The sequence below is a fragment of the Thiocapsa sp. genome, assembly GCF_018399035.1.
Classification (GTDB): Bacteria; Pseudomonadota; Gammaproteobacteria; order Chromatiales; family Chromatiaceae; genus Thiocapsa.
Window position 1 is genome coordinate 5,445,481 of the sequence record NZ_CP073760.1, and the last position, 24,254, is coordinate 5,469,734.

General features: G+C 65.6%; 26 protein-coding genes and 2 pseudogenes. 23 read left to right on the forward strand and 5 right to left on the reverse strand.

What is annotated here, in order from left to right; translation table 11 throughout:
* Position 1: 1 nt before the first annotated feature.
* The 4 genes from KFB96_RS24870 to KFB96_RS24885 all read left to right on the forward strand — a co-directional run bounded on the left by KFB96_RS24870 (position 2) and on the right by KFB96_RS24885 (position 4,016).
* Positions 2-244, forward strand: coding sequence for a hypothetical protein (locus KFB96_RS24870; RefSeq protein WP_213501604.1), 243 nt, complete (start codon positions 2-4; stop codon positions 242-244).
* On the forward strand, positions 213-1,910 hold the full coding sequence (locus KFB96_RS24875) for a DnaJ domain-containing protein (RefSeq protein ID WP_213501605.1): 1,698 nt from the start codon (positions 213-215) through the stop codon (positions 1,908-1,910). The genes KFB96_RS24870 and KFB96_RS24875 overlap by 32 nt, the downstream gene beginning before the upstream one ends.
* 37 nt (positions 1,911-1,947) lie before the next feature.
* Positions 1,948-3,294, forward strand: a complete 1,347-nt coding sequence (locus KFB96_RS24880) for a hypothetical protein (protein WP_213501607.1) — start codon at positions 1,948-1,950, stop codon at positions 3,292-3,294.
* Between the two features lie 179 nt (positions 3,295-3,473).
* Complete coding sequence (locus tag KFB96_RS24885; protein ID WP_213455853.1) at positions 3,474-4,016, forward strand: hypothetical protein; 543 nt, start codon at positions 3,474-3,476, stop codon at positions 4,014-4,016.
* A gap of 298 nt (positions 4,017-4,314) precedes the next feature.
* Here the strand turns inward: KFB96_RS24885 and KFB96_RS24890 are convergent, their stop codons facing one another.
* A complete protein-coding gene (locus KFB96_RS24890) occupies positions 4,315-4,683 on the reverse strand; it encodes a hypothetical protein (protein WP_213501609.1) in 369 nt (122 codons plus the stop codon).
* Between KFB96_RS24890 and KFB96_RS24895 the strand changes: the two genes are divergently transcribed.
* Positions 4,682-4,864, forward strand: coding sequence for a hypothetical protein (locus KFB96_RS24895; protein WP_213501611.1), 183 nt, complete (start codon positions 4,682-4,684; stop codon positions 4,862-4,864). The genes KFB96_RS24890 and KFB96_RS24895 overlap by 2 nt on opposite strands.
* A gap of 178 nt (positions 4,865-5,042) precedes the next feature.
* Here the strand turns inward: KFB96_RS24895 and KFB96_RS24900 are convergent, their stop codons facing one another.
* From KFB96_RS24900 to KFB96_RS27255, 3 genes and pseudogenes are all read right to left on the reverse strand, one after another.
* Entirely contained in the window at positions 5,043-6,998 is a 1,956-nt protein-coding gene (locus tag KFB96_RS24900; protein ID WP_300971046.1) for an AAA family ATPase, read from the reverse strand.
* Positions 6,995-7,354, reverse strand: a complete 360-nt coding sequence (locus KFB96_RS27250; protein WP_300971048.1) for a hypothetical protein — start codon at positions 7,352-7,354, stop codon at positions 6,995-6,997. Before KFB96_RS27250 ends, KFB96_RS24900 begins: the two co-directional genes overlap by 4 nt.
* 544 nt (positions 7,355-7,898) lie before the next feature.
* Positions 7,899-8,177, reverse strand: a pseudogene (locus tag KFB96_RS27255) (M48 family metalloprotease); the annotation flags it as partial.
* Between the two features lie 218 nt (positions 8,178-8,395).
* Between KFB96_RS27255 and KFB96_RS24915 the strand changes: the two are divergent.
* The 10 genes and pseudogenes from KFB96_RS24915 to KFB96_RS24950 all read left to right on the forward strand — a co-directional run bounded on the left by KFB96_RS24915 (position 8,396) and on the right by KFB96_RS24950 (position 15,872).
* Positions 8,396-8,611: a hypothetical protein gene (locus tag KFB96_RS24915; protein WP_213455845.1), complete on the forward strand. Its 216-nt coding sequence runs from the start codon at positions 8,396-8,398 to the stop codon at positions 8,609-8,611.
* A gap of 104 nt (positions 8,612-8,715) precedes the next feature.
* Positions 8,716-9,060 (forward strand): annotated as a pseudogene (locus KFB96_RS27260) (NERD domain-containing protein); the annotation flags it as partial.
* A gap of 130 nt (positions 9,061-9,190) precedes the next feature.
* On the forward strand, positions 9,191-11,407 hold the full coding sequence (locus KFB96_RS27265; protein WP_300971050.1) for a protein kinase: 2,217 nt from the start codon (positions 9,191-9,193) through the stop codon (positions 11,405-11,407).
* 288 nt (positions 11,408-11,695) lie between these two features.
* Positions 11,696-13,021, forward strand: coding sequence for a hypothetical protein (locus tag KFB96_RS27270; protein WP_300971052.1), 1,326 nt, complete (start codon positions 11,696-11,698; stop codon positions 13,019-13,021).
* Positions 13,022-13,230: 209 nt separating this feature from the next.
* Entirely contained in the window at positions 13,231-13,566 is a 336-nt protein-coding gene (locus KFB96_RS24925) for a helix-turn-helix domain-containing protein (RefSeq protein WP_213455841.1), read from the forward strand.
* 37 nt (positions 13,567-13,603) lie between these two features.
* Entirely contained in the window at positions 13,604-13,771 is a 168-nt protein-coding gene (locus KFB96_RS24930) for a type II toxin-antitoxin system HicA family toxin (protein ID WP_300971056.1), read from the forward strand.
* A gap of 109 nt (positions 13,772-13,880) precedes the next feature.
* Positions 13,881-14,003, forward strand: coding sequence for a type II toxin-antitoxin system RelE/ParE family toxin (locus KFB96_RS24935; protein ID WP_300971756.1), 123 nt, complete (start codon positions 13,881-13,883; stop codon positions 14,001-14,003).
* Positions 14,000-14,311, forward strand: a complete 312-nt coding sequence (locus KFB96_RS24940; protein WP_213455839.1) for a helix-turn-helix transcriptional regulator — start codon at positions 14,000-14,002, stop codon at positions 14,309-14,311. Before KFB96_RS24935 ends, KFB96_RS24940 begins: the two co-directional genes overlap by 4 nt.
* Positions 14,308-15,672: a BREX-2 system adenine-specific DNA-methyltransferase PglX gene (gene pglX / locus KFB96_RS24945; RefSeq protein WP_213501613.1), complete on the forward strand. Its 1,365-nt coding sequence runs from the start codon at positions 14,308-14,310 to the stop codon at positions 15,670-15,672. The genes KFB96_RS24940 and pglX (KFB96_RS24945) overlap by 4 nt, the downstream gene beginning before the upstream one ends.
* On the forward strand, positions 15,669-15,872 hold the full coding sequence (locus KFB96_RS24950; protein ID WP_213501615.1) for a hypothetical protein: 204 nt from the start codon (positions 15,669-15,671) through the stop codon (positions 15,870-15,872). The genes pglX (KFB96_RS24945) and KFB96_RS24950 overlap by 4 nt, the downstream gene beginning before the upstream one ends.
* Positions 15,873-16,084: 212 nt before the next feature.
* Here KFB96_RS24950 and KFB96_RS27275 read toward each other — a convergent pair whose 3' ends face one another.
* Positions 16,085-16,213, reverse strand: a complete 129-nt coding sequence (locus tag KFB96_RS27275) for a hypothetical protein (protein WP_300971059.1) — start codon at positions 16,211-16,213, stop codon at positions 16,085-16,087.
* Between the two features lie 245 nt (positions 16,214-16,458).
* Between KFB96_RS27275 and pglX (KFB96_RS24955) the strand changes: the two genes are divergently transcribed.
* The 8 genes from pglX (KFB96_RS24955) (at position 16,459) to KFB96_RS24985 (ending at position 24,247) form a co-directional block, all read left to right on the forward strand.
* The gene (gene pglX / locus KFB96_RS24955; protein ID WP_213501617.1) at positions 16,459-18,345 is read left to right on the forward strand and encodes a BREX-2 system adenine-specific DNA-methyltransferase PglX; all 1,887 of its coding nucleotides are present in this window, start codon (positions 16,459-16,461) and stop codon (positions 18,343-18,345) included.
* Between the two features lie 150 nt (positions 18,346-18,495).
* Positions 18,496-19,098, forward strand: a complete 603-nt coding sequence (locus tag KFB96_RS24960) for a Uma2 family endonuclease (RefSeq protein WP_213455835.1) — start codon at positions 18,496-18,498, stop codon at positions 19,096-19,098.
* A 63-nt stretch (positions 19,099-19,161) separates the two neighbouring features.
* Entirely contained in the window at positions 19,162-19,395 is a 234-nt protein-coding gene (locus KFB96_RS24965) for a ParD-like family protein (RefSeq protein WP_213455833.1), read from the forward strand.
* On the forward strand, positions 19,392-19,673 hold the full coding sequence (locus KFB96_RS24970; RefSeq protein WP_213455831.1) for a type II toxin-antitoxin system RelE/ParE family toxin: 282 nt from the start codon (positions 19,392-19,394) through the stop codon (positions 19,671-19,673). Before KFB96_RS24965 ends, KFB96_RS24970 begins: the two co-directional genes overlap by 4 nt.
* Before the next feature lie 111 nt (positions 19,674-19,784).
* Positions 19,785-23,345, forward strand: coding sequence for a phage resistance protein (locus tag KFB96_RS24975; protein ID WP_213501619.1), 3,561 nt, complete (start codon positions 19,785-19,787; stop codon positions 23,343-23,345).
* Positions 23,339-23,473 (forward strand): hypothetical protein, encoded by a 135-nt coding sequence (locus tag KFB96_RS27280; RefSeq protein WP_300971063.1) that lies wholly within the window; start codon positions 23,339-23,341, stop codon positions 23,471-23,473. Before KFB96_RS24975 ends, KFB96_RS27280 begins: the two co-directional genes overlap by 7 nt.
* A gap of 121 nt (positions 23,474-23,594) precedes the next feature.
* Positions 23,595-23,825: a ribbon-helix-helix domain-containing protein gene (locus KFB96_RS24980; protein WP_213455827.1), complete on the forward strand. Its 231-nt coding sequence runs from the start codon at positions 23,595-23,597 to the stop codon at positions 23,823-23,825.
* 2 nt (positions 23,826-23,827) lie between these two features.
* Positions 23,828-24,247 (forward strand): putative toxin-antitoxin system toxin component, PIN family, encoded by a 420-nt coding sequence (locus KFB96_RS24985; protein ID WP_213455825.1) that lies wholly within the window; start codon positions 23,828-23,830, stop codon positions 24,245-24,247.
* Positions 24,248-24,254 lie beyond the last annotated feature (7 nt).

Consider the following 24,254-nt stretch of genomic DNA (forward strand, 5'->3'; position numbering starts at 1 on the left):
CATGGCCGCCCCGCTGGTCGCGCTCGCGCTCGACTATTACCGAGACCCGCTTGCGTATCGGCATCTTGCCGAGGTCGAGCGTCCTTTGCCGCGAGGATTCAGCGCCTTGTTGGCCGAGTTCTGCTCGGCGCTCTCCTCGGCGCGGATCGCGCAGACCGCCGCGCAGCTCGTGGTCGATCCGGACGAGACTGGAAGAGGCTGCACGGTTCTTCGTGCGACATGTGCTGCTGAGTCCGGAGGGTGATTATTATCGCCATCTGGGGCTGAATCGGGATGTGCCTCAGGAGTCCATCCGGCATCACTATCAACTCTTGATCCGGATGTTTCACCCGGATCGGGTCGACGCCTCGACCGAGGTCGGTGCCTTTTACGCGACACGTATCAACCTGGCCTATCAGACGCTAGGTGACCCCGAGACGCGGTCGGCCTACGACCGGGGTTTGCCGGAGCTCGCTGTCGGCTTCACCGAGACGGATCCCGCATGGTTTTTTCGGCCGAGTCTGCCCGTACTTGCCGGGAAGCGTTCGGGCCGGGCCCCGCGCGGTCAGGGTGCGCGCGGACGCCCCCGACGTGTCGGCGTGATCCTGGTCGGTGCGGTGATGCTCGGCGCACTGGTGCTCGGGTCAGGCTATGCGCTGATCCAGTCCAACCAGAAGCCGACGCTGCGCCTCGCTGCGAGCGGCAGCGGGAATACTTCGGCTCCGCTGCCGAGCTATCTCGCGCCTTCGGCCCGGATGTCGGGATCCGGCGATCGGACCGCGGTCGACCCGCTCCCGCCGATCGAGCCTACCCCTGTCGACAATGCCTTGTCCGAGCAGGATCGCACCGGGATCCGTGCCGTCGAGGATGCACCCGTGCGTTTAGCCGCGGTAACGGCGGGCGTTCCGGTGTCTACAACCGCACCACCGACCCCGACAACGATCGTGGCCCCGAGCGCGACTGCGAACAGCGTGACGCCCGAGGAGACGATCGATGCCGGTCGGCTGCGGGTTAATGAAATCGAGGTCGGCCGATTCGAATCGGGTCGGGTGGTGCGTGCGCTTCCGCATGAGGATCTCGCGAAGGCGCGTGAGCCCGAGGCGCTGGTGATTCCGCCCGTTTCGGCCGCGGCCTCGTTGGCTGGAGACGTCCCGCCGCCGAAAGCGATCGAGCCGGAAAGGCCCGCGGAGCCGACGCGTTTGTCGACCGCGCCGACGCGAAGGGTGGATCCGGTACCCCGACAGCCCGAGACGGGTTCGGCAGTGGTGCTCAAGTCGGAGTCGGCAACGCCGACAAAAGCGGAGCTGCCGGAGTTGCCGAAGGTGCAGCCGAAAGCGCAGTCGCGAGTCGAGCCGGCACCGCAGCCGAAGGTAGCCCCGAAAGCGATACCGCCGGCACCGTCTGCCAAACCGACCTCGACGCGATCCGAGGAGCTGCAAGCGGATCCGCCCGCGCCGAAGCGCACCACAGCAGCGCCGACGCCGGCTGCGCCGGCACAGCCTGCGCGCTCGGTCGCCGCTGCGGCCGAACGAGCACCGAGCCCTGTTTCAAGCCGCCCCGCCGCGACGCCCGAGAAGGATGCCTCGGCCTTGGTCGCACGTCTCCAGGGTGCCTATACGGCGATGAACGCCGACGACTTTGCAGCCCTCTTTACAGCGAACGCGCGTGTCAACGAAGGCAGCGGACGGGGGTTGATCCGCTCGAAGTATGCGGATCTGTTCAAACGCATCACCGGGGCGAAGCTGTCGATCAACAACGTGCGCTGGCGCGTGATGCCGGACGGGCGCATCAGCGGATCGGGGGCAATCTCGGTCGGGAACCAAGATCGCGGGGGCGGCAGATGGCAATACCGCACAGGCCGCATCGATTTCGAGCTGGTTCGCGAAGGCCAGGGATATCGGATTGCAAGCATGATCTACCGTTTGAACTGAGGCTTTCGGATTGAAGCTGCCGGATTGGGGAAAGGATGTGAGTATAGGGGTCTATTGGTGGCGAGCGTTGTTGGTGCTCGGAGCGCTCGGGTTGGCGTGGGGCAGCCTGGTGAATGGTCTTGCCGGCTACTATGCCGATCGCGTCGCGACGGGTGAGGGCGCCATGATCGATCACGCGCTCGGGTGGCAGCCCGATCAGTCGGCGACCTTGTTTCTGAAGGCGTTGCGGGTTTTACCCGACGATCCGGACCGAGGTGTTCGTTTGCTGGAGGACGCCTATCGGGCGAACCCTTCCGACCCGCGTCCGCTTATAGCACTTGCCGCTCGGTCGCTCGAAGACGGCGATGTGGAGCGCAGCGAAGCCTTGATCGAGCTTGCGGGACGGCTTGCGCCGGTGGATCCGCGCGTTCAGCTCGCGGCGGCAGCCTATTGGTGGCAACGTGAGCGCTACGACCGGATGCTCACGCACTGGTCGACGACGCTCGAAGCCGACGCATCGCAACGCAAGATCCTGTTTCCGGATTTGCTGAAGATCGCGGAGAGCCTCGAGTATCGGGCGCTCTTGGGGTCGACGGCCGTGTCTCCTCCGTCGTGGTGGACGGACTATTTTCGTTACGTCGCGCGCACTGCAGTGGATACGGATACCGTCCGCTTTCTCTATGCCTTGCGGCGTCAGTCAGCGAGCGAGCCTCCGACGCCGGACGAGCGCGCGGTCTATGTCGAGCGACTCCAGAAGGATGGAGCGATCGCCGAGGCCTACGTCATTTGGCTCAGCGGGCTGAACGACACCGAACGTCGCCAATTGGGTCTGCTCTACGACGGGGGTTTCGAGCTGCCGATCGAGGGGCGTGGATTTGGCTGGCGCCTCGCCTCGAACGCGCACTTTTCCGCCGAGCCGGTGGCCACGCGTGGCTCGAATGGTCGAGCCGCCTTGCGGTTGCGTTTCCGCGCCTTCGAGGGGCCGTTCCGTCATCTGTCTCAGCCGCTGTTTCTGGACGCGGGTCAGTACCGCTTGTCGGGGCGAGTGCGTGTCGACAGCCTTGCGTCTCAGGGTGGCGTGAAGTGGACCGTGCGTTGTCTTTTGCCGGATTCCAAGATCCTCGGCGAGGGGTCGCGCTTTCTCGGCTCTTCGGATTGGCGGGAATTCGATCTGTATTTCGAGGTTCCCGAGACCTGCGTCTATCAACAGCTGACGCTGGTCTCGGGCGGGACCAGGGCGTTCGAGCAAAAGCTCGACGGCACCCTTTGGTTCGACGACCTGAAAGTTGCCCGTGCGGCGACGCTCGATGCAGCGGCGCGTGTCGATGCGCTCATGCGCGATCTTGCCGAACCTGCGCAGTCGTCGGGCAATGGGCAAGCGGACGCAAAGGAGAGTTCCGAATGACGACTTCGCGGCCGGCGGGCAGGTAGTCCGGCTCCCGAGCACCTTCTCGGCAAGCTCCGTCACCTGGATTTTCGCGGTTGAAACGGCTAACCTTCTAATGGAGTCGATGCGGACGGTATAGGATGGCGAGTGCTCGGCAAACATGTTTCTCAAGCTTCGGTTTTTTAGGGGGTAATGGGTTGATGCGCAAAGGATTTGTTTTGGTCGTAGCGGGTGCCGCCTTGAGTGTCGGTTTCGTTCATACAATGGCTTCGGAGACAATCGGCGAAATCAAGCGGGTCGACGGGGCAGCGATGATCAGCAAAGGCGAACATTTCGTCGCCGCCCAACAAGGTATGAAGCTGAATGAGCTCGACCGCCTGATCGTCCTCGAGCAGAGCGAGGCATTGATCGAGTTCGAAGATGGCTGCCGGCACCTGATGAAGGAGAAGGAGCTGTTGACCGTCGGCGCAACAAGCGTCTGTGTCGACAAATCGACCGGGGTGACGGAGGTCGCAGCGGTTGAGAGCACGGCTACGACGACCGCTCCGGCGGACCTCGCGGCGGCGCAACGGACCGCGACCTCGCAGATCCAGACCGGGCTCGGTGCCGGTGCCGGTGCCGGTGCCGGTGCGGGGGCGATCGCGTTCGGCGTTTTTGCTGCAGGCGGCCTGATTGCTTCGTTCGTGGCTTCTGATGGTGGCTCCGCAACTGTGCCGCCGCCTCCTCCGATCAGTCCGTAATAGGCTCTCATGCTTTCGGCAACTTTCGGTCCATCGCTGCGAAACCCATCCTCGAATCCTTCGGATTCCATGCCGACGCGGTCGGTGTGAGCAGGATGGGTTTCGCTCTTGATACCTGAGAGGAGATTTCCGGAAATCGGAGCCTACTTCCGGGATCGACGACTTGCAGTCGTCGTCTTCCGCTTCCCTGACGGCAGGCCGCTTCGAGCTGAATGCCACGCTTCCGAAAACCGGCTCAATAGGCTCAGGCCGGGCTCAAGAACAAGGCCATTTGCGACCTTCGTCTCGGTCACTTCGGTCATGGTGTCACGTGGCGCTCTGCGCCAAGTGCCACGATGCCGACCCCGGATTGATAGAGAAAGACCACATCTCCGCGTTGCAGTCGCTCGATCTTGAACTTCCAGGGATCGAAATAGGCCGCAGCCTTCCGGCTCGCCAGCATCTCGTCGTGGTCTCGGGGACTGTTTCTGAAATTCGTGTTGAGGACGTAGTACCCCTCGGCGATATCCTCGTAAGGGTTGTCGCAGACCCTGAACGGCGACATCTCGAGCAACATCTCGTCCGGGATACCGGCATAGGCACGATAGACCCATAGACGGTCATCCAGCCCGCTCGAGCGCCAGTACCGGACGGCCTCGCGGGTTCGATAATCCAAGCCGTTGGTCATGACGACAAAGACCTGCTTGCGGTTAAACGACTTCTTCCGGGAGCTCGACCTCGAATTTGGCGCGATGTGCCGTCTTGAGCGATCGGGATGGATCGGTGGACGTCTTGAACCAGACATCCAGCTCGGCGTATCCCATGCTGCCGAAGAACTGGCCGTCACGGAGTACCTGCAGGAGGTTTGATGCTCAAGAGCATGTCGTGACTCCTTGATGAAGGTGCCGAACACCGTCGCGACCTTGCAGGACACCGAGATCGCCGATGGATCTCGCTACGTGTCCTGCGAGGTGCTGCAACGATATCCTTCGTATGCGACACTGCGCGTCGTACTCGGTGCCTGTGCTCGGCGAGCAACGGACGACGTCATGCGCCCTGATCCACAACGCCGAAGCGAATCCGCCCGGATCCGCTTCGGCGCCAATCCCCGCGACCAGCCCCCTCCGGGATCACGCCGCCCTGATCAGCTCCTCCCCCCTTCAACCGACACTCCGCCATCAGCCGACGCAGGAATTGCTCCGGTGTCGGGGTCTCGCCGAGCAGCTCGCGCTGGCGGCAGACGGTGGCGAAGTCACCGGGCGTCAGGCTCTCCAGCGCCGTCAGATGCCGCACGATCTCCGGCGGCACCGGAGCGACGGCGTCGCCGAGCGCCTCGCGGGCGAACAGGGCGAGGCGCTGGGCCGGCTTCAATGCCCGGAAGTGCAGCTTGAAGTCGAACCGCCGCAGCGCCGCGGCGTCGATGCCGGACATCAGGTTCGTCGCCGCGATGAAGATGCCGGGAAAGCCTTCCATCTGCTGCAACAGCTCGTTCACCTGCGTGCGCTCCCAGCCGTGCCGTGCCGCTCGCCGGTCGGCGAGGAAGCTGTCGACCTCGTCCAGGAGCAGGACCGTGTGCGCCGGGTCGCACTCGCGAAACAGCCGTGCCAGGTTCTGCTCGGTCTCCCCGACATAGGGCGAGACCAGGTCGGAGGCCTGCCGCGCCACCAGCTCGCGGTCGAGCGCCTCGGCCAGCACCTCGGCAAAGGCGGTCTTGCCGGTGCCGGGCGGGCCGTAGAAGCACAGGCCGCCGTGCCCCCGTTCGGCCAGCGCGCGGGCGATCGCGCCCGGCGTGATGTCGCCGGCCAGGTTCAGATAGGCGACGTCGAATGCCGTGCCCGTCCGGCGTCGGCGCGGCCCCGGCGCCCCGTGCAGGAGGCTGCGCAGCGCCCCGATGCCGTCGCGCACGGTCTGCTCGGCCGGTGCCTCCGGGTGCAGGTCGAGCAGACGGCGGGCCGCGCCCAGCTGCGCCGGGGCCAGGGCGGTGTCCGCCGCCAGTTCATCGAGCAGCGTCGGCGGCAGTGCCGCGTCCCCCAAATGGCACTCGGCCATCCGGCGCCGGACCGAGCGCGGCGGGGTCTTGAAGGCGACCGGCAGCAGGAAGCGCCGCAGGAAGGCCGGATCCATCCCGTCGGTGCGGTTGGTGATCCAGATCGCCGGCACCGGGTTGTCCTCGAGGATGCGATTCATCCGACCCTTCTGCCGCCCCGCGCTCTGCTGCCCGCCCAGCAATGCCAACAAACCGCCGCCCTCGTCGAACACGTCCTCGACCTCGTCGAAGATCAGCACCGCGCCGCCGCGTCGCCCGAGCAGGCGCTGCGCGACCAGATAGGCCGACAGACGCCCGTCGCGATCCAGCCCGTCATCGTCCTCGTCGGCGCTGCGCACCTGATAGGCCCGCAGCCCGCACGCCGCGACCAGGGCACGCGCCAGCTCGGTCTTGCCGGTGCCGGGCGCGCCGTAGAAGAGCGCGTTCACGCCGACCGCCCCGGTGACCGCGGCGCGGCCCAGGGTCGCGCTCAGGCGAACGCTCTCGGCGGCCAGATGCGGGAAGGCATCCAGGCGCCAGGCCCCGACGGGCGCCGGCTCGATCAGGAGCGCAAGCAGCGCCTCGCCGTCACGCGGGGCGGCGTCGAGCACGTCGCGCAGGAGGCTTTGCGGGGCCAGGTAGTCCTCCAGGTCGGACTCGTGACGGTGCTGTCGGTCGACCAGACCGAGACTGCACAGCGGGCCGCGCTTGGCCAATGCCTCGCGCACGGCACTCCGCTCGAGCCCCAAGACCCCGGCCAAGCGCTCCAGATTGGTCCGCCCGCCGCTTCGGCCGCCCGCGCGCAAGACACTGCGCAGCGTCTCGGACTGCTCGCGCTGCTCCAGGAAATCGAGCACGCAGAGACTGGCCTCGTCGAGCCCGAGAACCTCGCCGAGCAAGGCGACGGTCGACGAGACCGGCGCCCGCCCGTCGGCCTTGGCCAGACGCGTCAAGACAGCGCGCGGCAGCGTCTTCAAGAAGCCTTTGGCCCGATCCTGCTGGCGGTGATCCAGCGGCGGATCCTCGTCGCTCGGCCACTCGCGGCGGCGCTGCTTTTGAGCACGTTGAGCAGGTTCGCCCCGCCTCGGATGTCGGCATCTTCGTCCGGCGACCCTTCGTCAACCGGCGGCAGCCAGCCCGCCACGGCCTCGGGATCAAGCAGCGGAAGGGTCAACCGCCACATCGACTCGAGGGTGTCGTCGTCCCTCAACGCCACGCGCGCGGCCGGGAAGCTGTCGAGCCACTGCAGGGCAAAACGGGCGAGACGGCGCTCGGCGGCCGGGACAACGTCGAAGTCACGACGCCACAGGGTGCGATGCGGGTGCTGGCTCATATTTTCGTTGCTCTCTCTGCCAAGGTTGAAGACGTCGACCGTCGTCGGGCCTGTGCCGGACCCCGCGATGACTCTGCGGCGGGTCCGCAGCCCGATGGTCTTCGGGTCTCGGGCATCCGGTGACCGGCGGCTCTCGATCGGTCAAACGAGGAACCCCGTTTCGCGCGTTTTCCGGCGAGCTTTTTCTGAGCGGATTGGATCTGGGTGAAGGGCGTATTAGACCATCGGGATGCGACATTGCCTGTCGGATGGGAAGCGTGACGGACCGCGGGGCGGTGTTCATCGATGCCGTGCTGATCATCGTCGATCGAGAACTCAAGGCCCTGGCGCTCGGGGTAAGCGGTGCAGCAGTCGGGGTCGACGGGTAGTCGCAGACCCGGGGCGTCGAGGCGCTCGATCCGTCTCGACGGCCTGCTCCATGCCCTCGTGTCGTGGGAGGGATGGGTGGAGAGGAAGGCCAACGGATGACCCCGCCGGCGGCGGCCATGTTCCGCCAGAGCGCAACGCTGGCTCGGGGATCAAAGCCGGCCTGCGCCATCAGATTACGACCGATGCGGTCGGCCTCGCTCTCGTGGGTTCGACTGTAGGGCAGCAGCAGCCCCTACTCGGCGCCGATGCCCAGCGCCCCGCGCAGCACCTCGTCCTTGAGACTCCCCGGCTCCTCGGCGAACAGATCCACCAGCATCAGCCCGCCCTGGACCGCAAGCTCCTGGGTCAATCGTTCGTTGGAGCGTTCCGCCAGCACATGCGCGATCTCATGGGCGATGACGGCAGCGAGCTGGTCGGGCGTGCCGGCGACACACACAGGCCGGCATGCATGCACGCCGATCTTCCCTTGAGTGCTGTCAGTCGAGTCGCTGGTGTGGGCGACGACTGGGCCCCATTACCGGTCACCCCACTCTGGCGGCGACCAGGAAGACCTCGGCCACTTCCGGACGCAGGAATTTTGCCGGTCGGAGTCCGAAGGCGCGCGGACAGCCGACGCTCGCCCTACCAAAGAGCGACATATGCTGTCCCCGGAACTCGTCCCCGGAACTCCAATTGATCCGACTCCAGCTCTATCGTGACGAAGGCGTCACTTGGTACGTCTTGGTCTATCCAGCGGCAGCAAAGGCAAAGGTCTATCGCTTGGCCGACCGCGAGTACCGCAAGGTCGGCGATTTCCACGACGAGCAACATGACTTCGCGCTGTCGCGATGCCGCATCGCGTTCGATTTCGCACGTCTGTGGCAGGATCGCAGAGCGTCGAGCTTCTGATCGACCGTTCGGGTCCGCAAGCCTGGTATGATTCGATCCGTCCCGAGCGCAAGCCTCGCCATTGCTGCCCCATCGTTGTCGACAGGACACTCGACGCATCTGGAATGAAAACGCTCTGGAAGCAGATCACCCCCTCGGATTTCGCGTGGGAACGCGAGGCACTCGATTTTCTAAAGGCTCAGTTGCCCGATCACGAGCCCTACCGGGCCTGGGCCAACTTCGAGTTCATCGCCCTGGACGGGTCCATCAACGAGGTCGACACCCTCGTCCTCACCCCGAAGGGGCTCTTCCTCGTCGAGATCAAGTCCCATCCCGGCGAGATCGGCGGCGACGCCGGCGCCTGGATCTGGACCCATGAAGGGCGTCGCCGCGTCTTCGACAACCCGCGTCTGCTCGCCGAGCGCAAGGCCAAGAAGCTCAAATCACTCCTCGAGAGCCAGCGCTCGGCCCATGTCGGCGCCGGGCAGTCGAAAGAGCGCTTGCCCTTCATCGAGACGCTCGTCTTCCTCTCCGCCGAGAACGTCGATCAACAAGCTCCAAGGGCCGGCGCGCCTGCAGGTCTGCACCCGCAAGACCCTGATGGACGCGCTGTGTCGCATCGACAGCACCCGGACGCATCGCCGGCTCGATCGCCCCCTCTCCAAGGCCGTCGCGCGCGCCCTGGAAGAGGCCGGCATCAAGGAATGCATGCGCGCGCGGCGCGTGGGTCTCTACGAGCTGAAGTCCCTGCTCGACGAGGCGGATCATTTTCAGGACTGGCTCGCGATCCACTCCGAGACCGGCATCCAGCGGCGCATTCGCATCTATCTCACCCACGGCAAATCCGAGCAAGACGCCGAGACCCTGCGCAAGGCCGCCCGGCTGGAGTTTCGCCTCCTCGAAGGCATCGATCATCCGGGCATCCTCCAGGCACGCGACTACCAGCAGCACGACCAGGGGCCGGCGCTGGTCTACGAGCACGATCCCTCGGCGGTGCGTCTGGATCATTTTCTCGTCGGACTCGGTACCGGGCAACGCCTCGAGATCCTGGATGCACTGAGCCTGATGCGCCAGATCGCCGAGGCCGTGCGGTTCGCCCACGGCAAACGCCTCTATCACCGCGCGCTGAGCCCGCAGAGCATCGATGTCCACAAGGACGACGAGGGTCGCCTCGCCGTCAAGATCGGCAACTGGGCGACCGCCCGGCGCGCACAGGACACCGAAACCCATGCACTCACGGCGCTGAGTCATCTCAGCCGTGTCATCCAGGATGAAGCCGGGCCCTATCTCGCGCTCGAAGCCCACGCCGAGGCCGCGGGGGCCGCCCTCAGCGACAGTGTCTATCTCGATGTCTTCTCGCTGGGTGCCATCGCCTATCTGCTGTTCACCGGCCAGCCGCCCGCCGCGAACGATCTCGATCTGCAGGACAAGCTCAGCCGCGGCAAAGGTCTGCAGATCACCGACGCGCTCGAGGGTGCCGGCAGCGACCTGCAGGACCTCATCCAATACGCCACCCACCCCGACACCGGCAGCCGTATCGGCTCGGTCGGGGAATTCATCGACTATCTCGATCTGGTCGAGGACGAGATCAGCCGTCCCGACAGCGAGCGCCGTGCCGACCCGGCCGCGGCACGTCCCGGCGACACCTTCGAGGGCGGCATCCGGGTGACCAAACGGCTCGGGCGCGGCGCCAGCGCGGTCGCCTTCGTCGTCCAGGATCGGGGGCACGAGCGGGTGCTCAAGCTGGCCGCCGACGCCGAGCACAACCCGCGTCTGCGACAGGAAGGCGAGACCCTGCACAAGCTCCGGCACCAGGCCATCATCGCCTATCACGAGACCCGAGATTTCCTCGGCCACACCGGATTGCTCCTCGACCATGCCGCCGAAGGCACCCTGGCCGAGCGTCTGCGCAAGCTCGGCCCCATCCAGCTCGAGCTGCTGGAGCGCTTCGGCGACGACCTCCTGAGCGCACTGCGTCATCTGGAGGACAAGGGCATTTCGCACCGCGACATCAAGCCCGAAAACATCGGTCTGATGAAGCAGGGCAGCCAACTCCATCTGGTGCTCTTTGATTTCTCGCTCGCCGGCACCAGCCCCGAGAACTTCACCGCCGGCACCCTGGCCTACATGGACCCCTTCATCCGCGATCCCGGCCGTCGGCGCTGGGACGACTATGCCGAGCGCTTCTCCGCCGCCCTGACGCTCTACGAGATGGCGACCGGCAGGCTGCCGACCTGGACCGAAGGGGAGGGGTTGCCGTCGCTGATCGAAGGCGCTCTGGAGATCGACCCCGCCGCTTTCGATCCGTCCGTGCGCGACGGCATGGCGAGCTTCTTCCGCACCGCCCTGGCCCGCGATGTCAAGGCGCGCTTCGGCAACGCCGAAGAGATGCTTCGCGCCTGGCGTCAGCGCTTCGATCAAGCCAAGCGCGACAGCACGCAGCACGCCGGCATCGACCCCTGGTTGAACACCGGGTTGAACACCGGGTTAAACCGGGGCGAGCGCAATACGGCACAGCGCTGCCCGATCGGCGATGCCCAGCTCGACACCCAGATCGGCCTGCTTCCGCTCTCTGCCCAAGCGCTCGATACCCTGACCCGGCTCAACATCAACCGCGTCGAAGACCTCATCCGCCTGCCGCGCAACGAGCTGGTGCGCATGACGGGCGTCGGCACCCAGACCCGCCGCGAGCTCTCCGAGGTGATCGCCCGGCTGCAAACCCGGCTCGCGCCCCCGGAGCACGGCCGGAGCGGCGACGAGACGATCACGCCCGCCCCGACGGGGGCGACGCACTGGCGATCAGCGTCGACCAATTGATGCGCACCATCCTGCCTCTGCAGGCCAAAACGCCCGAAGCGAAACCGATCGCTCAGGCCCGACAGCGGTTCCTGAACGAATACCTGGGCCGGCTCGATGCGGATACCGGCAGGGCCGCGGACTCCGTCCACTGGCCCACCCTGATCACGCTCGGCGCCGAGATCGGCCTCGAGTCCGCGCAGGTCCGCGACCTCCAGACACGCGTCTTGGCGCAGTGGGGCAAGAACCGGTATCATCACCCAGCTGCGTCACGACATCGCCAAGCTCCTCGAAGGTCAGGGCGGCGTCATGACGGCGGTCGAGCTGGCCGAGGCCGTCCTGCTGCGTCGCGGCTCGGTCCAGCCCTCGCCGACGCGCGAGCGCTGGGCCCGGGCCGTGGTGCGCGCCGCCGTCGAGACCGAGCTGGCGCGTCAGCAGTCGCGTTGGATCCTGCGCCGTTGCGGCAAGCGCATCCTGATCGCCGAGGACACGCAGGGACGGGGCGAAGAGCTGGCCGACTACGCCGAGGCGTTGGGCCAGCTCGCCGACGAATGCGCCGAGCAGCAGCCGCTCCTGTCACCGGTGCGCACCCTGGAGCGGATCCGCGCACTGCAGGCGCCGGACTCCTTCGCCGGGCTCAGCAACCACCGTCTGTTGCGCTTGGCCGTCGCCGCCTCGCAGTCCGCCGCGCTGTCCAGTCGGGCCGAGATCTATCCCAAGGGCATGTCCGCCGAGCGCAGCATCGAGCTGGCCCAGGGCGCCTTGCTGGGGAGCGGTGCGCTCTCGGTCGCCCAGGTGCAGGATCGGATCCAGGGCCGCTACCCCGAGGCCCGGCCGCTCCCCGGCCGGCCGCAGCTCGACGCCCTGCTGCAGCGGCTCGATCTGGGCTTCATCTGGGACGCCAAGGCCGAGCACGGTGAACAGCGCGGTGCCTACTGCCTGCCGCGCGCCGGCTTGCTCGGGTACGGCGGCAGCACCATCGCCGCCACGCCAACCAGCATTCACTACACGCAACAGGAGGCGGGCGACATCGCCGCCGCCCGCGAGCTCGGCCAATTCGATCGGATCGTTCGCAACGCACTCGACTCGGCGCGCTTCCTAGCCCTGTCGGTCCGGCCGACGCTCTGGCGGCGTGCACAGCAGCGCCTGTCAGAGGTCTTCGGGCTGGAGATTGTCAGCTTCGATGCGCTGCTGTTGCGGCATCTGCACGGACTGTGCGACGGCATGGCCAATCCACCCGACTGGCAGGTCGTGCTCAAGGCCGACGCCGCCGATCCGGGCAGCGTCGATTGGTCGCGTCTGCAAGGGCTGGTGCGGCGCGTCCTGCCGGCCATGGCCGAGGAGCTCAAGGCAGCGAGCCGGCCGGTGCTGCTCACCGATTCCGGACTCATCGCCCGCTACGGCCTGATCGACAGCTGGCTCGGTGATCTTCGCCGACATCTCCAGGACGACCCCCGTGCGCAGGCCCTGCTGCTCCTCATCGCCAACGACACCGCAACCGCCGGCGCCGTGATCGAGCGTGTCAGCGTTCCGAGCGGTGCGGGGAGCCGAGAGTTCGCACGCATCCCGAGCGCCTGGCTTCTGTCTGCGGACGCGCAGGGTCATCCCGCAGGTCGGCAAGGTGAAGCAGTGTAACGGGCATGGTTAAGTCTCCGCCGCGGTCGCGAGATCTGCTCTATATCCCGTTTATACCTTTTTAGGTATAGTTGTACCCATGGCAGACCAAGTGCGACCCCTGTTCTGGATCGGAAGTAGCAAGAGCGGTATTGCCACGCCGAAGGAAGACATGGAATTGATTCGCGCCCGATTTAAAGTGGCGCAGACGATTGCGCAGGAGTTGAGAGATGACAAAACGCACCATTGAAGGCATCGAGGTCGAAACGGGTTCCAGCAATGTCTTTTCCGACCTTGACTTACCCGATGCGGAGAAGCTCAAGATCAAGTCCGGTCTGGTGATCGAGATCACCCGCGCGGTTCGCAAGCTCGGCCTCACGCAGGAAGACGCCGGCCGCCGCATGGGCATCCCGCAACCGAAGGTGTCGGCCCTGCTGCGCGGCGACTTCGCGAACCTGTCCGAGCGCAAGCTGATGGAGTGTCTGAACCGGCTCGGGTACGACATCGAAATCAAGGTTAAGCCCGCTGCGGAGCCGGTCGGGCACCTGACGATCGCGATCGGATGACCGCAACTCCGCCGCGATCACGTAGATCTCCGAAATCTTGAGCCTGCTCGAAGATGACGGCTGGTACCTGGTTGCCACGAAGGGAAGCCATCGTCAATTTAAGTACCCGACCAAGCCAGGTCGCGTGACGGTTTCCGGAAAACCAAGCGATGATGTGGCACCGGGAACCAAGAACAGTGTTTCTAAACAATCAGGTTGGAAGTGAGCCTCATGCGCTATGCCATCGTCATAGAAAAAGCGGCAGGCAATTTTTCCGCCTACGTTCCTGATCTTCCCGGCTGCATTTCGCGCTCAATCCGCCGGTCTCGCGCGCGATCGACGTCACGGTGCGGGAACGGCGGGTCGTGATTGTTCGGGCCTTCATCAAGAAGACCCAGAAGACACCGCGCAAGGAAATCGAGATCGCCCTTGACCGGGCGCGAGAGGTTCATGAATGACCAAAATCAGCGATCTGCATCAAGAATGGATGCACGATTCCGAGTATCGGGAGGCGTATGACGCTCTTGAAGAGGAGTTCAGCATTGCCGCGCTGCTGATCGAGACGCGAGCACGCGCGGGGCTAACGCAGGCTGAGCTTGCGCAACGGATCAATACAACGCAGTCGATGATCGCACGGCTTGAGAGCGGTCATGTCATGCCAACGACCCGCACACTGGAAAAGATCGCCAAGGCCACAGGCTCAAGGCTCAAGATCAGCTTTGAGCCACGCTTCGGTGCGCATTCCACATCTTCAAGCCCTCGATGATCCACCCCCAACGCCTCCTCGCCGACCTCCAATCCCTGCTGCCCCGGCTCGAGCAGGACATCCTCGCCTACACCGGCACCCGACCTGAGCTGGAGGCGCACCTCGAGGCCGAGTACGCCAAGGCGCGGGAGGCCAACCGCACCGCGGAGCATTTCGTCGCCTGGCGCGAGGCGCAGATCACCCAGGCCGCCGCGGCCTGGGTGCTGACCGGCGTCTTCGTGCGCTTTCTGGAAGACAACCGGCTGCTGGATGCGCCGCTGATCTCGGGACCGGCGGACCGCTCAGGCCATGGCTCGGGCCGGGGACCAGGGCATGGTTCAGGTCAGGGCGCGCTGCAACAGGCAAAGGACCGGCAGAGCGTCTATTTCGCGGAGCATCCCACCCACGCCGAGCGCGACTATCTGCTGGCCGTCTTCGAGGAGCTGGCGACCCTGCCGGCGATGGCCGAGCTGCTCGACCGCGCCCACAACCCGCTCTGGCAGCTCCCGCTCTCGGCCGACGGCGCCAAGGCCCTGATCGACTTCTTCCAGCGCCTCGACCCCGAGACCGGCGCCATCCTGCACGACTTTACCTGCTCCCCAGCTGGCTCCCAAGCCGGCGCCGACGATGTCCCGGCCATGGACACCCGCTTCCTCGGCGATCTCTACCAGGATCTCTCCGAGTCGGTCCGCAAGCGCTATGCGCTGCTGCAGACCCCCGAGTTCGTCGAGCGCTTCATCCTCGATCACACCCTGGAGCCGGCCAAGGCCGCCTTCGGTCTGCCGGGGCTCACGCTGATCGACCCGACCTGCGGCTCGGGCCACTTCCTGCTGAGCGCCTTCCAGCGGCTGTTCGACGATTGGCAGCGGCGCGAGCCCGCCACCAACGCCCGCGCGCTGGCCCAGCGGGCGCTCGACGCCATCCACGGCGTCGACATCAACCCCTATGCCATCGCCATCGCCCGCTTCCGCCTGCTGATCGCCGCCATGATGGCGGCGGGCAGCGACCGGCTCAAGGATGCGCCCGACTTCCACTTCCACCTCGCCGTCGGCGACTCGCTCCTGCACGGGCCGCGACACGAATCGCAAGGGCAGGGCATCCAGGGCGACATGCTCGACGACACCCTGACGCATGTCTTCGAGGTCGAAGACAAGGCCAAGCTCGAACGCATCCTCGGCCAGCGCTACCCGGTCGTGGTCGGTAACCCGCCCTATATCACCGTCAAGGACAAGGCACTGAATCAGGCGTATCGGGACAAGTACACGGCCTGTCATATCGCCAATACTCGCTCGGCGTGCCCTTCACCGAACGCTTTTTCGATCTGGCCCTGCCCGGCCCGGTTGCACAGGGGGACAACCGCCCGGCCGGATTCGTCGGTATGATTACCGCCAACACTTTCATGAAGCGCGAGTTCGGCAAGAAGCTGATCGAGGCGTATCTACCGCGCAAGGATCTCACCCATGTCATCGACACCTCCGGGGCCTACATCCCCGGTCACGGCACGCCGACCGTGATCCTCTTCGGGCGCAACCAGAGGCCCCGGGCCGATCGGCTGCGCGCCGTGCTCGGAATTCGCGGCTGAGCCGAGCACGCCGGAGGATGCGGCGCAGGGCAAGGTGTGGCGGTCGATCGTCGATCTGCTGGAGCGGCCGGGAAGCGAGAACGCGTTCGTCAGCGTGGTGGATCAGGAGCGCGGGCTCTATGCAAGGCATCCCTGGAGTGTCGGCGGAGGCGGTGCATCCGAGCTGAAAGAGCTGATCGAGTCCGCCGCCCGGACCGCTGCCCCCGCCCCGGTCACCCAAGCCCCCGATGACGCCACCCACGCATCTGGTGACGCAGCTCCAGCTGCGTCACCCGCGCGAAGAAGCTCTGCTTCACGAGACGACGAGACTCGTGAAGCTGGAGCTTCGTCTCCCTGGTCACGAAGCGGGAGCTTCGTGACCAGGGCACTCGCTGACTATGCCAGTGAAATTGGCTTCGGAGCAGTGACGCGCGAAGACCAAGCCTACTTGATCGGCGAGAAGGTGTGCCGACGTGTCGGGATTCGGGATGCTCAGATCCGACCGTTGGTCGAGGGTGAGTGGGTGCGCGACTGGTCGATCGACAATCCGGTTGGTGGGATTTGGCCGTATGACGCGGAGTGTTCTTGCGCACAAGCTGATGATGCGGTGAGCCACTTCTTGTGGCCGCTCAAGACTCAGTTGTCGCAGAGGGTTGCTTATGGCTTGAGCCAGTTGGAGCGCGGTCTTCAATGGTTCGAGTATTCGATGTTCTTCCCGCAGCGGTTTCGTAATCCACGCTCCATCACCTTCGCCTTCGTCGCCACCCACAATCATTTTGTCCTCGACCGGGGCAGCAAGGTCTTCAAACAGTCCGCGCCAGTCATCAAGCTCCCCGCCGGGGCAAGCGAGGCCGATCATCTGGCCCTGCTGGGTCTGCTCAACAGCTCGACCGGCTGCTTTTGGATGAAGCAGGTGTTGCATAGCAAGGGCGGTGGTGGAATCGGTGGCGGACTGGCAAGCGAGGAGTGGGAGCAGTTCTATGAGCACACGTCCACCGGTCTGAAGGAATTTCCGGTCGCCCCCGACCCGGAAGGCGATGCACGCGATCTCGCCCACCAACTCGACCAACTCGCCCGCGATCTCGCTGCGCTCGACCCGTCCGAAATCCTGTCCCGGAATCAGGGTACCTACGGAAACGCCCTCGCCGAAGCCGATCACCAGACCGTAGGATGCGGTGAGGAACGAACCGCATCGATCGCGAACGATGCGGTTCGCTCTCGCTCACCACATCCTACGACAGGCATCGATTCGGGCCGCGTCCGGATCGGTCTCCCCGCCATGCTCGAACAGGCCCAAGCCGAATCCGAGTCTGTCGCGCGCCAAATGATCGCCCTCCAGGAAGAGCTCGACTGGCTCAACTACCGTCTCTACGGCCTGACCGACGACGACCTCTGCCACAAAGACACCCCGCCCGAGATGCGCCTCGGCGAGCGCCCCTTCGAGATCCTCCTCGCCCGCCGCCTTTTGGCGGGCGAGACCCAGACCACCTGGTTCGCGCGCCACCACAGCACCCCCGTCACCGAGATCCCCGACCACTGGCCGGCGGACTACCGGGCGCTGACCGAGCGCCGATTCCGGGCGATGGCCGACAACCCCTGGATCCGTCTGATCGAGCAGCCCGAGTACAAGCGCCGCTGGAACCGCGAGCCGCCGGAAAGCCGCCGGCGCCGCGCCCTGCGCGACTGGCTGCTCGATCATCTGGAAGGGCTCTGCCACGCCCCCGAGCTGCTGACCGTCGCCCAGCTCGCCGAGCGCGCCCGGCACGATGCGACCTTCCAGCAGGTTGCCGCGCTCTACACCGGCACCGACACCTTCGATGCCCGCACCCTGGTCGGCGAGCTGGTCGAGGGCGATCAGGTCCCGCAGATGGCCGCCGCGCGCTACAAGCCGAAGGCCATGCCCAAGCACCGCGCCTGGCGCGAGACCTGGGAGAAGCAGCGCGCCGAGGACGCCATCGACGCCCGTACCACGCTCGATCCGGCCGACCCGCAATTCCTGACCGCCGAGCAGGCCAAGGCGCTCAAGACCGAGCAGATCGGCGACATCCCGCTGCCGCCCAAATACGCCTCCACCGACTTCCGCAAGCCGAGCTACTGGGGCCTGCGCGGCAAGCTCGACGTGCCCAAGGAGCGCTTCTTCAGCCTGCCCGGCTGCGAGCGCTCCGGCGACGCCACCCCGGTCATCGGCTGGGCCGGGCTGGATCATCTGCAGCGCGCCGGGGCCATCGCCACCTGGTATCTCGAGCGCAAGGAGCAGGACGGCTGGGACGCCGAGCGGCTGACCCCCATGCTGGTCGCCCTCGACGAGCTGATCCCCTGGCTCAAGCAATGGCACAATGCCTTCGATCCCGAGTTCGGCGAGCGTTTGGGCGACTATTACGAGGGCTTCCTACTCGAAGAGCTGCGCCGGTTGGAGCTGTCACGCGACGAGCTATCGGCGTGGGAGCCGGCGGCGACTGCACGCGGTCGCAGAAGTCGGGGTGAGTCCGCGTAGGATGGGCAAAGTCCCAGCCGTAGGGGACGAGCGAGAGCGAAGTCCACCGAACCCCGCGCCGGCGATGGTGGACTGCGCTGCGCTTGTCCACCCTACGGCAACGACCAGCAGCGCAGCGTGTACAGCAGGGGCTATCGGAGGAGCGAGACCATGCAGACACAACTCACACCCGAGTATCGTTTCGAGGACTATCTGGCGGTCGAGCGTGAATCGATCGATGTGAAGCACGAATACGTTGCCGGTCAGGTCTTCGCCATGACCGGCGGGAGCTATGAGCACAGTCTGATCGCGGCCAATGTGACCAGACGGCTTGGCAATCACCTGGATGGTGGCCCCTGTACAGTCCTCACCAGCGACATGCGGATCCGCATCGAGACCGCCGATGTCTGTGCCTATCCGGATGTCAGCGTGATCTGTGACGCCCCGGTCTTCCATGATGAGCGGCGCGATGTGCTGACCAATCCGGTGCTGATCGCCGAAGTGCTCTCGCCCTCGACCGAGGCCTATGACCGCGGCGGCAAGTTCGCGCTCTACCGTCGGTTGCCGAGCTTACGCCACTATCTGCTGATCGCGCAGGACCAGGTCGCGGTGGATGTCTTCACCCGCCAGCCGGACGGCCGCTGGCTGCTCGACGCCTATGCGGACCCGCAAGCGGAGATTCTGCTGGAGGCGCTGGACTGCCGACTGTCGGTGCGCGAACTCTATGATCGGGTGGTGTTTGGATCCAGACAGGAGGGCGGAACGCAGGCATAACCACAAATGTGGTAGAGTCGGGCGGGAGGCTGAGTTCAGTGGACCACGTCAGGAGTGTGTGACATGCCGGTTTCAACATCCATTCGGATCGATCAGCGACTGTACGAACAAGCCAAGACCGACGCGGCCGTTGAGCATCGGACGATTGCCGGACAGGTGGAGTACTGGGCGCGTATCGGGCGCGCCGCCCTGGACAATCCGGATCTGCCGGTCAGCTTCATTGCCGAGTCACTGGCCTCTTTGGACGAGCCGCGCGAGGACGCTATTCCCTTCGAGCCGGGCCGGCGTGGCGGATGAGCTACGCCCTGGAACAGACCAGGCGCTTTGCCCGAGCCTATAAGAAACTGTCACCGAACGTCGCCGCCGATGTGGACACCGCGGCGCTGGCGATTGCGGCGAACCCCCTGCTGGGCGACCGGAAGAAGGGCGATCTGGCCGCATTGCGCGTCTATAAATTCCACAGTCAGGGCCAGTTGTATCTGCTCGGGTACAGCCTGGATGACAGCGTTCGTCTCATCTATCTCGAGGCGATCGGCCCCCATGAGAACTTCTATCGCGACCTCAAGCGGTCGTAATCAAATTCGGCGAGTGCTTCTTGGGCTCACGTGCTATGCGATTTCGGATGCTCGCCGATGCCCGTGCTGGACGCGGACCCCGTTGATCGACCAAGGACGCCGATAAATCACATGTCTGACTTGATCAAAGACCTGATCCACATCCCCGAGCGCGTCCAGCGCGGGGATTTCGTGCTCAACCTGGCCAGCGGCCTGGAGGAGGACGCCGTCGAGCAGACGCTCCGGGACTATGTCGTCACCCCGCAGCTCGCGCGCTGTTTCGAAGACGCCCTGAGCTTCGTGAAGAGCGCGGTCACGGGCGGGCGGAACCGCAACAAGGGCGCTTATCTGCACGGCAGCTTCGGCACGGGTAAGTCGCACTTCATGGCGGTGCTGCACCTGCTGCTGCAGGGCCATGTCCTGGCGCGCGCCATCCCGGAGCTGGGGACTGCGGTCGCCAAGCACAGCGACTGGATGCAGAGCCGCAACATCCTGCTGGTGCCCTATCACATGATCGGCGCCGCGAGCATCGAGGCCGGCGTGCTCGGCGGCTATGCGCGGCACATCCGCAAGCTCCACCCGAACGCCCCGGTCCCCGGCTTCTATATGAGCCGGCGTCTCTTCGAGGACGCCCGGGCGATGCGCCGGCACCTGGGGGACGAGCGCTTCTTCGCCGCGCTGAACGCCGCGGGCGAGGCTGGCGGGCGGTCTGGCGGAAGCGACGACGGTTGGGGGGATGTCGCGACCGGCTGGGATGCCGTGAGCTTCGATGCGGTAACGTCCGGACCGACGCGGGGGCACGCGGACGAGCACGACCGCGACCGGCTGGTGAGCGATCTGGTCGGGAGTCTGTTTACAGCGTTCGCGGACCTGGCCAACACCCAAAGCGGCGGCTATCTCGAGTTCGACGAGGGGCTGCGCGTCATGACCCGGCACGCCAAGGCGCTTGGCTACGACGCGGTCATCCTCTTTCTCGACGAGCTCATCCTCTGGCTCGCGAGCCGCCTGTCGGACCGCAACTTCATCAACAGCGAGATCCAGAAGGTCGTCAAGCTGGTCGAGACCGGCATCCCGCGCGAGCTGCCGGTGATCAGCTTCATCGCCCGTCAGCGCGACCTGCGCGAGTTCGTCGGCGATCAGTACAGCGGGGTCGAGCAGGAGATCCTGAGCGACTCGCTGAAATACTGGGAGGGGCGCTTCCACACGATCACGCTGGAGGATCGCAACCTGCCGGTGATCGCCCAGCGGCGTCTGCTTGCGCCCCTCGACGCGGCGGCGCGGGGCCAGATCGATGCGGCCTTTGCCCAGACCGAGACGATGCGCGAAGACGCCTTCAACCTGCTGCTCACCAGCGGGGGCGACCGCGAGATGTTCCGTGCGCTCTATCCCTTCAGCCCGGCCCTGGTGCAGGCGCTGGTCGCGCTGTCCTCGGCGCTGCAGCGCGAGCGCACGGCGCTCAAGGTCATGCTGATGCTGCTGGTGGAGCAACGCGAGACCCTGGCGCTGGGCAGTGTTATCCCGGTGGGCGATCTCTACGACGTCATCGCCTCCGAAGCGGAGCCCTTTTCCGAGCAGATGCGCCAGCATTTCGACAACGCCAAGCTGCTGTTCGAGCGCAAGCTGATCCCGCTGCTGGAGTTGGAGCATCAGATCGGCGTCCAGGCACTCCGGGAGCTGCCGCCGGGCGATCCGCGCCGGCACGCCTTCAACAACGACCTGCGTCTGCTCAAGACGCTGGTGCTGGCCGCGCTGGTTCCCGAGGTCGAGAGCTTCAAGCAGCTCACGGCGACCAAGCTCGCGGCCCTGAATCACGGCACCATCCGCTCGCCCATCCCCGGCCAGGAGGCCCGCACGGTGCTGCAGAAGTGCCGTAAATGGGCGGGGCAGGTGGGCGAGATCAAGATCTCGGAAGACACCAGCCCGATCATCGGCATACAGCTCTCGGGCGTGGATACCGAGGGCATCCTCGAGCAGGCGCGCATCAACGACAACGACGGCAACCGCCGACGTCTGGTCAAGGAGATGGTCTTCGCTGCCTTCGGGGTTCGCGACGACAATCAACTCTTCGTCGAGCACGAGTGGCTGTGGCGCGGCACCCGTCGGCGCGTGGAGGTGTTGTTCCAGAACATCCGCGAGATCACCGACGAGCGCTATTTCGAGGCGCGCGACGAGCAATGGAAGCTCATCATCGACTTTCCCTTCGACACCGGCAACTACTCGCCGACCGACGATCAGGCCAAGGTCAGGGATTACGAGGGCGCGGGCGGACAGGCGCGAACCCTCTGCTGGCTGCCCTATTTTCTCAGTCAGAGCGCCCGGCAGAATCTGGGCAAGCTGGTCGTGCTCGAAGACATCCTCAAGAGCGAGGACAGCTTCAACCGCTACAGCCGCCATCTCAGCCCGCAGGATCGGGCGAGCGCTCGGACACTGCTGGAGAATCAGCGCAGCCAACTGCGCCAGCAGATGAAAGACATCCTGATGGGCGCCTACGGTGTCGCGGCACCCTTGCCCGGATCGCTCGACAACACCGATCTGCTCGAATCGCAGCTCATGTCTCTGCAGCCCGGATTCACGCCGAGGCCGCCGCAGGGCACGACCATGGCGCGGGCCTTCGAGCAACTGCTCGGGCAGGCGCTGGCGTTTCAGTACCCGGATCATCCGGCCTTTTTTGAGCTTCAAGGTGACGGCGAGGTCCGACCGGGCGATCTGGGCAAGGTCTTCACGGAGCTGCGCCGCGCCATCCATGCCCCGCACGGGCGCATCGACGTGGACAGCCCGCTGCGTCCGCTGATGCGCCAGATCGCCCAGCCGCTGAAGCTCGGGGAGATGCACGAGCGTCACTTCATCTTCAAGGAGGACTGGCCTCAGCACCTCGGGCGCGAGCTGGCCAAAGCGGGCGGGGAGGTGACCGTGGGGGCGCTGCGCGCGGCGATGGACCGGCCGCAGCCCAAGGGGCTGCCGACGGCCGTGCAGAATCTACTCATCCTGATCTTTGCCGAGCACGGCCAGTACGCCTTTACCTTTCACGGCGGTCCTTACGAGGATTTCACGCTGAAGGACATCCGCGACGACCTGGTGTTGATCAAGCAGGATCTGGCCGAGCCTGCGCTCTGGAAGCCGGCGCTGGATCACGCGGGGGCCTTGTTCGGCCTGACGATCAATCCCCTGAGGACGGCGAACAACCAGAACGCGCTGCAAAAAGAGGTGCGCGACGCGGTCAAGACCTCGCTGGAGCCCTGTCGTACGCTGCTGGCCGAGCTGACCGACCAGCTCGGCGCCTTGGGTCTTTCGGCGAGCGGCAATCGACTCGCCAATGCCACACTTGCCGTCGCTGTGCTGGAGGATCTGCACGGGCGCGAAGGGCCTGCATTGGTCGGCGCTTTGGCGGGCATCACACCCGTCACCAGCCTGCCGGCGCTGGCCCGCAGCATCATCGCCGCGACGCGCGTGAGCAATGCCATTGCGGACAACAACTGGGCCTTGTTGGAGGCCGTCTGGGACGGCGGCGAGGGTGTGCGGATCAAGCGCGCCGTGGCCGACGCACTGGCGGCGGACGAGCTGGTCACCTCCCTGGCCGATGCGCTCAAGCAGGCCCAGGCGGATGCGACGCGGCTGATCCGGCTGCCGCCGGTCGTTCCCCCGGTCGTGCCGCCACCGGAGCCGCCCCGGGACGCAAGGGCAAGAAGGTGCTGAAGAAAGACGATCGCCAAGGCTTGGAGGTCGACGAGGCCCGCCGCGTTCTGAAGGAGATCGAGCCGCTGCTGCAGGACGGGGTGACACTGGATATCCGTTATCAGGTCATCGCGGACACGGACGGCTGACGATTCCGACGCCGGTGGGGTCCGGATTTCAGGTGCAAGCCCCTTCATCAACGGGGGGAGCGTTGCCTCGGTCGATCGACGGGCGTATAAACACATAAACACCGATTGATGAGCAACCGTTATGACACGCTGGAACGTGGCAGTCTCCGATGAAACCGACCAAGCCCTGCGCATGTTCCTAGCCAGTCGCGGCGCCGGGCGCAAGGGCGGTCTGTCGCGCTTCATCGAGGAAGCGGTGCAGGCGCATATCCTGGAGTTGAGCGCGGAGGAGGCGAAGACCGCCAACGCGGCGGTCGGTGAGCACGCGATCGATGCCATGGTCGATGAAGCGCTGGCCTGGGCTAAGCGCTAGTCGTGCGCGTGGTGCTGGACACGAACATCTTCTTCAGCGCGCTGATCTCACCCCATGGTCCACCCGACAGCATCTATCGGGCGTGGCGGACCGCGCGCTTCACCCTGGTGACTTCCCGGGCGCAGTTGGAGGAGATCCGCCGCGCCAGTCGGTATCCCAAGTTACAGGCCGTGCTGCAACCCGCGAAGGTCGGTTTGATGATCAACAACCTTCAGCGCGCGATCGTGCTCGAGGCGCTCCCCGACGGCTTCGAGACCGCTGATCCGGACGATGCCTTCCTGCTCGCGATGGCCCGGGCCGGCGAGGCGGATTATCTGGTCACGGGTGACCGCCGGGCGGGCCTGTTGCAGCGGGGATCCCTTGGGCGGACGCGGATTCTGACGCCAGCCGCGTTTTGTGGCGAAGTGCTCGGACGCCACTGAACGGTCT